We start from the raw sequence: 14694 nt of genomic DNA, 5'->3' as shown, positions 1-14694 counted from the left end.
AACTAAAAATGTAATTAACAAACAATACCAACATAATGAAAAAGATTCTTACTGCGGCGCTTTTGGGACTTTCGCTCAATAGCTTTGCTGACAACGCACCATTGTGGTTACGCTTCAGTGCTATTTCTCCTGACGGACAAACTATTGCCTTTTCGTATAAAGGCGATATCTTTTCGGTTCCTGTAAATGGTGGAATTGCAAAGCAACTGACCACTAATCCGTCTTACGATGCCTATCCTGTATGGAGTCCTGATGGGCAAAAAATAGCCTTTGCATCTACTCGTGAAGGTAGCATGGATATCTATTTGATGGACAAAAATGGCGGCGTACCGAAACGACTTACTACCAGTAGTAACAACGAAACGCCTATGGCGTTCAGCGATAACAGCCATGTGCTGTTTACTTCAGCCATTATGCCAACCTCAAAGTCTATCTTCTTTGCTTCGGGAATATTCCCACAGACTTACGAAGTAGGCACCGATGCAAGTCGTCCGCGCCTCTATTCGCCCATAACTATGTGTGATGCGAGCGTCAAAAGCAATGGCGACATACTTTATCATGACGTTAAAGGCTATGAAGACAACTTCCGTAAGCACCACCGTTCGCCTGTTACGCGCGACATTTGGCTTTATAGTAAAGGCAATTATACTAAGCTTACCGACTTCAACGGCGAGGACCGAACACCTGTTTGGGCCGGGAACAGCAATACATATTACTACTTAAGCGAAGAAGATGGAACGTTCAATGTGTACAAACGCAACATCGATGGTAGTGGAAAAACGCAACTAACATTTCACAAAAAGAACCCTGTTCGCTTCCTTACAGTAGCAAACAACGGTACATTGTGTTATGGATATGATGGCGAAATCTACACGCTAAAAGACGGAGAACAACCAAAGACAGTGAATATCAACGTTGTTACCGACCAGATAGATAAAGACCTTATGCGCCAAGTGCGGACATCTGGAGCAACCGAAATAAAACTTTCACCTAAAGGGAAGGAGATTGCTTTCGTGTTACATGGCGACGTTTACGTTACTTCGTTAGACTACCAAACAACTAAACAGGTAACAAATACAGCAGAACAAGAGCGAAATATTGACTTCGCACCAGACGGACGAGGCATCGTTTATGGCTCTGAACGCAACGGAATCTGGCAGATTTACGAAACAAAAATAAAGAATAAAGCTGAAAAAAACTTCACTTATGCAACTGAGTTGGTGGAAGAACGCCTTACAAACACGAACCAAACGTCGCAGATGCCGCAGTATAGCCCCGACGGAAAGAAGGTTGCTTTCTTTGAAAACCGTGCTTCGCTGAAGATAATAGACCTCAAGTCGAAAGCTGTTACAACAGCTACCGACGGCAAAGACCTTTACTCTTACAGCGACGGAGATATATGGTTCTCGTGGAGTCCTGATAGTCGTTGGCTCTTAGCTCCGTACATGGGCAATGCAGGATGGAACAATACGGACATCTCACTCATAGATGCTACGGGCAAGAAGGCACCTTTCAACCTTACACAAAGCGGCTACAACGATGGCGGCGGCAAATGGGTGTTGAAGGGAAAAGCCATGTTATTCTTTAGCGATCGTGCTGGATACCGTAGTCATGGTAGCTGGGGCGCAGAGTCAGATGCTTACTTAATGTTCTTCGATCTTGATGCTTACGACCGTTTCCGCATGTCGAAAGAAGAACGAGAATTGCTCGACGAGGCTGAAAAAGAGCAGAAAAAAGATGATAAAGACGCTAAGGATAAGAGCGAAAAGAAAGATAAAAAGGACGACAAAAATAAGAAGAAAGACGATAAAAGCAAGAAAGACGAAGAGAAGAAGAATGAGGAAATCAAGCCTCTTCAATTCGATTTGGAAAACTGTCGCGATCGTATCGTGCGCCTAACAGTAAACTCTTCTCAACTGGGAGATGCTGTTTTAAACCCTGAAGGAGACGTGTTGTACTACCAAGCAGCCTTTGAAGGAGGATACGACCTTTGGAAACATGACTTAAAAGAGGGCAAAACACAAATCGTAATGAAGGAAGTGGGCAGCGGTTCGTTAGAGGCCGACAAGGACTTTAAGAACCTTTACCTCTGTGTTCGTAACGGAATCAAGAAGGTAGATCTTACTAAACAGTCAAGCGAAAACATTGCTTTTGAAGCTCGTTTCGACTATAAGCCTTATCAAGAACGCGAATATATCTTCAACCACGTATGGCAACAAGTGAAGGATAAGTTCTATGTAGAGGACATTCATGGTGTAGACTGGGAAGGTTACCGCAAGATTTACCAACGCTTCTTACCTTATATAAATAATGAGTATGACTTCCGCGATATGCTCGGAGAACTGCTTGGCGAACTGAATGCATCGCATACGGGTGCACGTTACCAAGGCGAAAGCCCTTCACTTACAACTGCAACACTTGGTCTTTTCTTTGATAATGCATATGATGGTGATGGTCTGAAGGTGGAAGAAGTGATTAAGCGTGGTCCATTTGCCGTACGCAAGACTGATGTTACAGCAGGTTGCATCATCGAAAAGATTGACGGCGAGCCTATCCTTAAAGGTAAAGACTACAACTATATGCTCGATGGTAAGGCTGGAAAGCGTGTCATCGTATCTGTTTACAACCCATCAACGAAGAAGCGTTTCGACGTTATGGTAAAGGCAATCAGTAAAGGTCAGCAAGACGAATTGCTTTACAAGCGTTGGGTAGACCGCAATCGTGCTTTCGTAGACAGCATCTCTGGCGGACGCATAGCTTACGTTCACGTTAAAGGAATGAATAGTCCAAGCTTCCGTACAGTATATAGCGAACTGTTAAGCGCTGAAAATCGTGTGAAAGATGCAGTGATTGTAGACGAGCGCCACAATGGTGGCGGTTGGTTGCACGACGACCTTTGCACACTGCTCAGCGGCAAAGAGTATCAGAAATTCATACCTCACGGCAAGCATATCGGTAACGACCCGTTCAATAAATGGAACAAGCCATCGTGCGTTTTGATTTGCGAAGACGACTATAGCAATGGTATGGGCTTCCCTCAAATCTATAAATATCTCGGCATTGGTAAACTTATTGGTGCGCCAATTGCAGGAACTATGACTGCCGTTTGGTGGGAAACGCTTATCAATGGTATGATTTTCGGCATCCCACAAGTAGGTTGTCAGGATATGAATGGCCGATTTGCAGAAAACTTGCAGCTCAATCCAGACATCGAGGTGTATAATACACCAGCCGATTACATTAATGGTTACGACCGACAATTGGAGAGAGCGGTACGCGAAATGATGAAAAATAAGTAATCGCTCACAAACTTCTATCGCAATACTTAAAGTCTGATGGTCGGTAAATCTACTTCTTTGAAAAATGCAATTAGCTGACTATACAACTTACAACAGCCGATAGAACAATAAAATAGAATGGGCAAACACTAAGTTTGAACACTTATTTTATAATTTCATCAATAATAAAAGGTTTTGGCAAAGTTGCTAAAACCTTTTATTGTTTTATGTTTGTCGGTCTCCAATCCTTTTACAATTGAACAATATCTGGGTAAGAAATAATTTTTCTTTTCTTACCGGAAATAATACTGAAAAGGTAATTCCATTTAATAAAAATAACTCTTTTGTAAAACTAACAATTAGACTTTGACTTACAACTAATACTATATTCCAACTTCAAACTCATTATTATAGCATCGTTTACGTACGTTTCTAAGCTATTTTAACAAGTAGAGCAAGACTTAAAAAAATGGATTATTTCGTAAGAAACATATAGATTTCTATTCTTGTGATACTGAGGTAAAATGCCTTTAAAAGCACTTTCTTTTGTAAAGAAAAGACATATTGAAAACCAATATCAATGCTTTGACGTTGTAAAACCCATTGTTTTGCATCGCAAAAGGGCCTGTTTTAGCATGCAAAAGAGCCTGTTTTACAACGCAAAACAACATGTTTTACAACACATTAATAATCAAATAGTTACATAATATATACACGCATGTAAAATATTTACACTTTTGCTCCTCTCTTTTTTATTATAAAACGAAATGTTTTCATTCCTCTTTCGTAGTCTTTTCGCCTTTTGTTCGTACAGATGTAGCCTAATATTTTAAAGAAAAAAATAGCCAATAACATGACTAAATAGGTAAATAAATCATACAGAATTTTGAGTCTCCAAAAGAGCCTTAATAGCTATATGAAACTGCTTTTACTATGTGTTAATTATTGTATACAACTGATTAATACTTGCTTTTATTTGTTATTTTATGGTAAAATTGTAAACTTTCCTACATAAAAATATGCTTATATTTATCAAAAAATAATAACTTTACCCTTTAACGCTATAATCCTAACCTTATCTAAAGACAACTTACAATGAGAAAAAAGTTATTTATTGCATTAGCAATACTATTTGGTATTAACAATCTTTGCAGTGCACAACCGTTTAAAACAGGCGTTCAAGACAAAAGAATCCCTATATACGATGTGCCAGATGGAGAAGCAAAGGTCTGCGGTTACCTGCGCTACGACATGAAATACCGCACCAATGGTCTAACCTCCTTTAGGACGGACAATCCCAACAACTACACCTTAATAAAAGATTATGGTACTATAATGGGGAAAACACCAGTCTTTACAGCAGGTACATACGTTGGAAACAAATACATTGCCTATGAAACAACACTCTACACAAACGTACTTATGCCGCATGGAATAAGCATTATTGACCCAACAACAGGTGAATATGAAAGTAAAACAACTATTCCGGCAAACACTCCAATACTTATTTTAGATGAAATGACATACGACCCAAAGACTGAGAAAATCTTTGGAATACACTACGACACAGACAAATTCACCACTGACTTATACGAAATCAACAGCACAACCTACGCTTTGGTTAAGGTTGCAAGCATTAAAAAGCCTTTCTTTACGCTCTCTGCTGATAACGGTTTCCTCTATGCTGTAACAACAGAAAGGGACCTTACGAAGTCTTTCCTCGTACGAATAGACCAGAGTTCCATAGATGCTGGAAAACAAACCTGCAAGGTAGAGATGGTAAGCCCATCTACAGGCATCGGTATAAATATAGGTAACTATAGCCAATCTATGGAGTTTGACAAAACTACACACCGTCTATGGTGGGTTGCTCAAACGGCTGACGACAAAGCATATATGGTAGAACTAAATCCTGAAACAGGAACTTCAATTAGTAAAAAGCTTATAAATGACGGATTGCAACTACTTTCAATGGCAATTCCATACCAGTATGTGGCAGACGAAGCCCCATCGTATGTTAAAGCACTTACCATACAAGCTGGAGAAAAAGGAGCCAATAACGCAACCTTGTCTTGGACTACTCCAATGCTCAATTACCGCAATAAAACCTTAACAACTATCGATGGAATAAAGATTTATCGTAATAACGAACTTGTTAAAACCATAGCCACAACTGGTAAAGGGGAAAATATGACGTGGAAAGACGCAGAAGTTTCTGAAGGTTACTATATATATAAGGTGGTTCCTTACAACCAGAACGGAGATGGAATTTACAAAGAAACAGCTACGTTTATTGGTGAAGATGTACCAGGAGCACCGCTAAATGTAAAACTTGTAGCAACTGGTACAGAAGGTACCATCACATGGAATGAACCTACAACAGGTGCGCACGATGGGTATTTTGATAACTCTACCCTCACCTACGATGTTGTTCGCTTGCCTGATAGCGCAAAGGTTGCAACAAGAACTGCTGCCCGTTCTGTAAAAGATAACGTATCAAGCCATGCTGGCTATAGTTATATTGTTACTGCTTACAACAAAAAAGGCAAAGGACTTTCTGCTACTTCCAACACCGTTGCTTATGGTTCAACAGAGTCTATACCTTTCATTTCTAGTCTTGAAACAAAGTCTGAATTTGACAGATGGACTATAATCGACCACAATCAAGACCGAATGACGTGGAATTTCAACGAAAATACATCAAGCACACTATATGATCGAAGCGAGAAGAGTGCCGATGACTGGTTGGTTTCTCCACAATTAGTATTTGAAAAAAATAAGAAATACCAACTCCGTTACACCTATTCTTCAGCAAACTGGATAGACCCTACAACTCATAAACCAGTGATGGAGAAGATGAAAGTATACTATGGTACGCAGGCAACTCCTGAGAAATTAACAACGTTAATTAAGGATTTAGGAGAGTTCCATACCGCTTCAGAAAATTATTACTACGGCAAAGATGTGTTCACTCCTTCTGAAACAACAGGACATATTGCCTTCCACGCATGTTCAGACGCTCTGAAAGGCAAGATTTTCTTAAAGGATATTTCGCTTCGTGAGTATAGCGATAAGGACTTAAGTATTAAGGAAATAAAGGGTTCTGTTACGGCTAACTGCAACATAGAACAACCTTTCATCGTTACTGTAGGCAACGAAGGATCAGCAACTGTAGGTAATTATACTGTTGAATTGCTCAATACCGACAATCAAGAAGTACTTGGAACAGCTACAGGAACAAGCGTTGCGCCTGACACAACAACCACAATTATAGTGATTTGGACTCCGAACAGCAAAGGCGATGTAAATGTTTCTGCACGTGTAGTACTGGCTGGTGATACTTATCCAGCCGATAACGTTTCAGCAACTCCATTGAAAGTGAAAGTTGATGCAGCCGATGCAGAAAAATGGATTACACTGAACGGAATAGAAAACTATGGCTGGGTAATGCCTTTCTATCTCACGAAAGCATACGCTCAGTCGCAATGTTTATACCTTGAAAACGAAATTCGCAAAAAGAATATAGACATCGTAGCAGTACAATTTAAATATAATGGTAAGAACAAATTGTCTTATACATTCCCTGCTAAGATTTCGATAAAAACTACAAATCGTAATAATACAAAAGCTCCAGATTCAGGATATCTTGGTTTCTTCGACCAAACTGATTGGACAAATGTATATGACGGTAAGATTACAATAGAAGGAGTTGGCGACAACAAGGAAATTAAAATTGTATTCGACAAGCCTTTCAAGTATACACAAGGAAACCTTCTCTTCAAGTTTGAAGCATTTCCTGGTGATGATGTCATAGCTGATTCGGAACACCCAGAATGGCTTTTTGATATGCCTAAAGGCGACGCTCGCTCAGCAAGATACGATGGTCAGACTGAAGATATAAAAGAAGACGACATCCTTATTTCCGAGTATATTCCATTCTTGATGGTAGAATACAAGGAAAAAAATTCATCAGGCATCTTCACAATAGGTAACGATGCTTTCAAAATTATACAGAATAACAACATACTATGCACTTCTACAGTGTGCGAACGCTTAGAGATAGCAAACATTTCAGGCGTTACTGTCATCTCAGCTAAGAACACTGACAAGCTCAACTTGGACATAGTACCATCTGGTATCTACTTGTTGAAGGCTGTAAAGAATGGCGTTACGCACACAATGAAGTTTCTTAAGAAATAAATATTACTATTAAACATATTCCATTTTCACTTTAAATCATTTTAAACATGAAACATTTTATTTATTCTTCAGGCGTTCTGCTGGCAAGCTTGGTGGCTATTCCAAGCTTTGGACAGACGACTGCGAACTCTTTCCCAAAGCTGGGAGAAAAAACATCATCGCCTATTATGATGGCCCCACCCTATCAAATACCACAGGCAATTGATGACAAAGCAAAAGGTATTACCATGTATGCTGGCCAGTTGGTAAGCCAAAACAAGAAGCGTGGTTGGATTAAATTCCGTACTGGAAAAGCTTCAGAATATGTAACACTAAAGAACTTTACATCAGATGAAGACCAGCACCAAGCTCATGGTCCATATTGTTCTGCATTCGATGGCAAAGACTGCTACACTATTTTTTGCCAATCTTATACCTATGGAGTGCAGCCTTTGTATTTTGCAAAGTTAAACGTTGCTACTGGAGATACCACTACTATCTACAAGTTTAATGAAACTGAAAAGAATAGATGGTACATTGGTTATGATGTCTACGCTATGAGTTATAATCATGCTACAGACGAAATTTTCGGTCTTGGCAAAGATTATGAAACACAAATTATTGATGGAGAAGAAAAAATTGTAAACGCTTACTCTGTACTTTATACCATCAATAAGGAAACTGGTGAATTCTCTGAAGTTAAGAAATTAGATCGTGTTTACTACAATTTCACTTTTGATTATGATGGCAACTGCTATATGTTACGTCCAAAAGCTAAAAGTGAAACAGACGAATCAATCGTAGGTACTGAACTCGTTAAGTTTAATGGTGACTTCAATCAGCTCTCTGCAATAGAATGTAAGAGCAAATGGGGCGAGACTTATATCCAAAAATACTTTGGTACTATGAGCTTTGACTTTACCACAGGAGACCTTTGGTGGATACCTGTAGGAGACTATGGAGCAACAACTCTCTATACCATTGACACCGCAACTGGTATTTACGATGGCAAATCATGGTTCAATGTTGGAAACTCATTTGTTGGTCTTACTATTCCATATATGACTGCTGACGCACGTACTGCAGCTGCACAAGTATCAGGTATTGATGCAAGAGCTGACGTAAATGGTGCAATGGCTGATACCATTAAGTGGGTAAACCCAACAAAGGCATGGAACAATAATGACCTTACAGAACTCAAAGAGGTGTTGGTTTATCGTAAAAAGCAAAATGTAAATACAACAGAACTTACACCAACAGCAACTCTTCTTTCTGCAACCAACGCAGACCTCATTGCCACAATCGATGCTACAAATATGATGGGTAAACCTATGTCATATGTAGACACACACCCATATTCTGGCATAAATACTTATTATGTTGTTGCTTCACGTGTGTCTGGCGAAAAGGGTGTGCCTGATAGCATACGTTGTTACATGGGTATCGATGTTCCTGGAGCCGTTCAAAACATACAAATTAAGAAGAAAGGCACAGGTATTGATTTGTCTTGGGAAGCTCCTACAAAGGGCTTGAATAATGGTTATATCAAAGCATCAGAACTTACTTATACTTTAACACGTATGCCAGACAATGTTGTGGTAGCAAAAGATATAACTACAACAACATACGAAGACAAGACTTTGGGCGAACAACAAAAATACTCTTACAAGATAATGGCTAAGAGTAATGCTGGAAATGGAGAAGTTGCAGAATCTGAAGGCATTATGGCTGGTAGTGCTTTAGCAACTCCTATTGACCTCAAGTTTGGAACTCAAGACGATGCAAATCGTTGGTATTGTCCAAACACTCAATCAATCTTCTTCTACTATTGTGGTGGATACGATGAAGATTCTAAGTGTTTGATTGGATATAGCAACTACAAAGAAGCTGAAGGATTTGTAACTTCACCTCCTCTCAAGCTTGAAGCTGGTAAGACTTATCGTATTACAACCGACTTCTATGCACACCAAAAGGAGACTCCTTTCGACTTAAAGCTAACAATGGGCACTAATGGCGAAGACCTCTCAGGCGCAACTGTTATCAGAGAAGAGAAAGATTACTCTTATAAGAATATGTATACTCGCGAGAAATTCGAGGATATGTTTACTGCACCAACAGACGGAACATATTACTTTGGAATGTCTATCGCTACACATAGTCAATACAATAACTTCAGATTGTTTGGTATCAACGTAGATTATGTTGCAGAAAATGACTTGAAGGCATTCTCTATTAACGGCATTCAAGAAGCTGTTGTTGGTTATGACAACAAGTGTACTGTTAAAGTTCGTAACGTAGGTTCTAAGTCACAAAGCAAGTATAGCATCAAGATATATTGCAATGATGAAGGTAACAAGACTCTTGTTGGCGAAACTACTAACGTTCCTACATTAGAGGCTGGTAAGATTGCTGAAGTTCCTGTAACATTCAATCCAACAAAAGATGGTATGTTCGATTTCTACGCTATCGTAGGACTTGATGGAGACCAAGAGCACAGAAATGATACAACATCTGTTGTTCGCATCAAGGTTAATCCTGCTGGTACCACTCCTTGGACAAATATCGTAACAAGCGGTAAGGACGAAGGAGAAGATACTCACGGACCTTGTATGAACAGCGATATGTACGAGAAAACACAATCAGTTTACCTTGCATCTGAAATTAATGCTGACAAGAATGGCAATATCACACGTTTAGGTTACATCTACAATGCTAATAGTAACTTGACAGATAGAACTGATCCATTCAAGGTTAAGATTTATCTTGCACATACCGACAAAGAAAGTTTCAGTTCTCGTTCACAATGGTTGAAAGATGACGAACTTACTCTTGTTTACGATGGTGAATATACTCTTGAACCAGGACAAAACAACATTTTGGCATTCGACCTTCAGACTCCTTTCAAGTACGATAAGACAAAGAACCTCATCGTAGTATTCGACAAAGAAGGTGCAGTTCCATCTAATCTTATGTTCTGTGCAGTATATAAAGTATTCAACGCTAACTCTTCTAATGTTTACAGAATGTTGGAATATGCAGAAGCTGCTCCATTCGATATGTCTAAGTCTCATGCTTACAACTCGGCTCCAATCCTCTATCTTGGTTTCGACGTTGCAAACAATATCAGCAATACACACGTAGCAGGCAAAACATTCTTCTACGATGTTAATAGTGGTATAATGACATTCGGAAAGGATATCAAGACAGCCAACATCTATTCTGTAGATGGTAAACTTGTCAAGACGATCAATGTTACTGGCAAGGAACAAACAAGACTCAACTTGTCTGCCGGACTTTACATTGTACGTACGATTGACAAGAATGGTGTCGCTACAAGTATGAAATTTAATGTTAAATAGAACAATGAACTCTTTCAGAAAATATATATTTCTGTTATCGCTTGCAAGTCTCCCCTTTACGGGGGGAGGCTTGTTTGCTCAAACAGCAAACGAAAGTCTGTTTAAATTAGGACCACTTTCTTCAAACCAGAGCCTTAAAGCACCATCTTCTAACGAAAAAATGCGCATAGGCTATAGCACACCTGAAGTAAGCAGAGGCCTTATTGCACAGATAACAGGTTCACATACGTATCATGCAGCGGTTTACTTCCCTGCAGAATTACTAAACAAGTATGTTGGCGACAAAATCGAATCTATCGAATTTGCCATTGCACCTAAACGTGGACATATGGTTGAATACTTCATTTGTTCTGACTTAAAGAACATGAAGGAAACCACATTAGCTCAAGGAGCTACTACCAACTATAAAGAAGGTTGGAATAAAATGAGCTTCAATAAGCCTGTAACCATCAAAAAAAATATGAATCTCTACATCGGTTACATACTTTATTTGAATGATGGTGAAGATTACGACTGCCTCTTATTCGACCAAAGCCGTTATGCTGTAACAGGTAGAAACTGGTATGGTTATGATATGAACTGGTTTAACAATACAACTGGTATAGATAAAAATATTTGTATCCGTGCCGTTGTATCAGGTAATACTGTTCCAAACAACGATATCTCGTTAATGAAACTAACATCTGAAGATGGAGGCGAATATGTTGAACAAAACAAACCTAAGTCATACATTGCTTATATTCAGAACAACGGAATCACTCCAATAAATTCTCTTACACTTACAGTATCTGCAAAAGGTCTCCAAAGCAAAGAGGTTGTACTTAATGGTTTCGATGTTCCTAACAATACTCCTCAACAAGTTAGATTAGATAATATTTCTATTCCAGCAGAAGGAAACTTCACAGCAACATTTACAGTTACAAAAGTTAATGGAGTTACCGACCCTGACATAGCAGACAACTCAGCAGAACGTAAAGGTTACTCTATTAAAGAAGGAACTGGTCCTGTAGATCGCACAGTTCTTTTTGAGGAATTTACTTCTGAAGGTTACAACGAGTGTGCTATAGCAGACGAAGTATACACTGACATTTTAGGAACACGCGATGATGTTATTCGTGTAAAACACCACTTAGATTATAAGCAACAAAAGGACCAATTCAAAATTGATGCAGATAAAGAATACGAGCAACTATATGGCAATTCTAAAACCTTCGTTCCAGCGATCGCCGTTGACCGTATTATTGTAAGTGGTCTTGAAGATCCAGGTCCAGCTTATTTCATTGCAGACGGCGAATCAGTATCTCAACTAACTGATTTAGCAAAAGGTGTATATTCTTTCGTAACTTTGAAGGCTGAGCCAAAAGTTAATGGCAAACAAATCGATGTAAAGATAAGTGGTCATGCAGGAACAAACGAAATGCCGCTACAAACTGATTTACGCCTAACAACTTGGCTTGTAGAAGATAATATTAAGAGCACACAGCAACAAGGCAAAGATACTTATGTGCAGAATGGTGTAATAAGAGCTGTACTCAGTGGTAACGCATGGGGCGATGCTTTAGATATTTCAAAGTATGACTTCGAAAAGACCTACACAGTTCAGATAAAGCCAGAATGGAATGTAAACAATATGCGTATCGTTTCTTGTGTTAACAACTATAATGAGGATGCTGCAAAACGCACCATTTATAACTCTACACAAGCATTCTGCTCTAATACATCAGGAATAACCTCACATACTTCTGATGATAACGGCAAGGCTTTCTCTATTCTTAATGGCAAACTATACATGTCTCAAGGTTATCATCTTGTAGGAATCTACGATGTATCTGGCAGAAAAGTTAGCACAAGCCAATTAGGAGATGGTCTATACATTGTGAAAGCAAGCAATGGTAAGAATGTTATTACACAGAAAATTTGTATAACTAATTAACATTATGTGTATGAAAAAAATAGCTTTTTTATTCTCGTTATTACTTTGTCTTTGCGCTTTTGAGGCAAAAGCAGAAATAGGTAGCTGTTTCTGGGGATATTGTAACAATAAGGTTACAGGCGAATTTGGTTCAATGAAAAAAGCCAAAGGTGCCATTTTTATTCCTGCTGAAGTTGCAGAACTCTACAAAGGCAAGACCATATCTACTATCAAAATAGGATTGGCAGCAATGGCGAATGATGTTAAGGTTTTCATCACAAAAGATCTTAATGGCGAAAGTAGTAGCGTCAAAACAGCAGGAAAGTTATTCAATGGCTGGAACAATGTAAAGCTAAGCTCTCCTTATACGATAGATGGAGATGGTTTCTATATCGGCTATAGCTATGAAGGCGACAACTATTCAATGGGACATGCAGACATGTATTCACCAAATGGTTGCTGGGCTGACTTAGGTGATGGTTGGAAAAACTATGCTACTAACAATGCACTTTCGCTTACTATTCAAGCACAAATAACAGGGGAAGATATGCCTAAGGATTTATGGCTCTTTACAAAACGCAACGTTATTGTGCAAAAGAACAAGCCTTGTAAGTTAGAATTTGGTGTAATAAACTTAAGTCCACGCATTGCAAGAATCTTAAAAGTAGGTTATTCCGTAGACGATGCTGAAGAGCAAACAATGGAATTCAAAACCACAATGGGCTCTAACGTAGAGAAAATTTTCTCTATTGATTATCCTGGATTCAGCAAAGACGGCTTACATACAATAAAGTTCAGACTTATTAGCGTTGATGGCGAGGCTGATGCATACGCTGGCAACAATAACGACTTTACAAATATAAAGGTTAAAGGTAGCGTTCCAAAGCAACGTTTTGTTGTAGAAGAAGGTACAGGAACATGGTGTGGTTGGTGTCCAAGAGGTATTGTAGCTTTCCGACACATGGCTGAGAAATATCCAGAAACCTTTATTGGTATTGCTGTTCATAAGAGCGATGGGTTGGAAACAGAGTCTTATAGCAATCTTACATTTAGAGGATATCCTGGTTGTTATGTCAATCGTAATTTGAAGAACTCAACTTCACCAGAGGCAGCAACTTTGGAAGTAATGCACAACAAGTATGTTACTAAGAATCCTCACGTAGGAATTGAAGTTCAAGCAGACTTTACTGATGACAGCAAGAAGAAAATAAACGCAAAGGCGCTCTCTTCATTCTTTGCTGCTGAACAGAATTTGGAGTATAAGATTTCCTTTGTTCTTATTGAGAATGGTATAAAGGGCTATAAACAAGCTAACTATTATACTGGCGGTAAGAATGGAAAGATGGGAGGTTTTGAAAATCTTCCTGGTTCAGTTGCTATCGATATGGACCACGTAGCACGTATGAACTACAGCTATGAAGGAATAAAAGGAAGTATTCCTACCAGTGTAGAAGCAGACGAAACTGTAGAGTATGCAGCACAACTTGAAGTTCCTGGTAATGTTCAAAATGCCGATAATCTGTATCTTGTTGCCTTATTACTTAATAGTAAAGGCGAGATAGAGAATGCTGCAGAAACTAAAGTTATGCCAAATCCAACAATGTCTATTACTGACAATAGAAATCTTTTGGTACCTGAATTTAGCTTCGCTAATGGAACACTCAATGTAAATGGTTTCGCAGGAAAAGTATTCATCTACAACGTTTATGGTGTTGAAGTACCTAACCGCGATATTCCAAGTGGCATTTACATTATCAAATGTGTAGATGGTAACAATTCTTTTGTAAAGAAGATGGTATTAAAGTAAAACGAGAAACTTCTTCTGAAGTTTGCTCTTAATAGCACTATACTTTAAGCGGGTATGCCAAAAAATATGGCATACCCGCTTTCTATTTTCTATATATTTAAAACTAGAGGGTGTGTCAAAATTGATACATCCTCTTTTTATTCTTCCTTTACCTTGTCT

Annotated in this window: 5 protein-coding genes; all 5 read left to right on the top strand. The window is 38.9% G+C overall.

The features are described from left to right. The first annotated feature begins 35 nt into the window (after positions 1 to 35). The 5 genes from HXN26_RS06240 to HXN26_RS06220 all read left to right on the top strand — a co-directional run bounded on the left by HXN26_RS06240 (position 36) and on the right by HXN26_RS06220 (position 14535). Complete coding sequence (locus HXN26_RS06240) at positions 36 to 3299, top strand: S41 family peptidase (RefSeq protein ID WP_273159651.1); 3264 nt, start codon at positions 36 to 38, stop codon at positions 3297 to 3299. Between the two features lie 1074 nt (positions 3300 to 4373). Continuing rightward, entirely contained in the window at positions 4374 to 7478 is a 3105-nt protein-coding gene (locus tag HXN26_RS06235) for a T9SS-dependent choice-of-anchor J family protein (RefSeq protein WP_273159650.1), read from the top strand. 47 nt (positions 7479 to 7525) lie between these two features. Further along, on the top strand, positions 7526 to 10816 hold the full coding sequence (locus HXN26_RS06230; RefSeq protein ID WP_273159649.1) for a CARDB domain-containing protein: 3291 nt from the start codon (positions 7526 to 7528) through the stop codon (positions 10814 to 10816). 4 nt (positions 10817 to 10820) lie between these two features. Then, a complete protein-coding gene (locus tag HXN26_RS06225; protein WP_273159647.1) occupies positions 10821 to 12749 on the top strand; it encodes an Omp28-related outer membrane protein in 1929 nt (642 codons plus the stop codon). Positions 12750 to 12759: 10 nt separating this feature from the next. After that, positions 12760 to 14535 carry an Omp28-related outer membrane protein gene (locus HXN26_RS06220; RefSeq protein ID WP_273159645.1) on the top strand — a complete coding sequence of 592 codons (1776 nt, stop codon included), beginning with the start codon at positions 12760 to 12762 and terminating at the stop codon, positions 14533 to 14535. The last annotated feature ends 159 nt before the right edge of the window (positions 14536 to 14694 follow it).

Source organism: Prevotella aurantiaca (assembly GCF_015262605.1).
Taxonomy (GTDB): domain Bacteria; phylum Bacteroidota; class Bacteroidia; order Bacteroidales; family Bacteroidaceae; genus Prevotella; species Prevotella aurantiaca.
The sequence above is the reverse complement of the archived record's forward strand: the minus strand, read 5'-3'. Positions and strand labels throughout refer to the sequence as shown.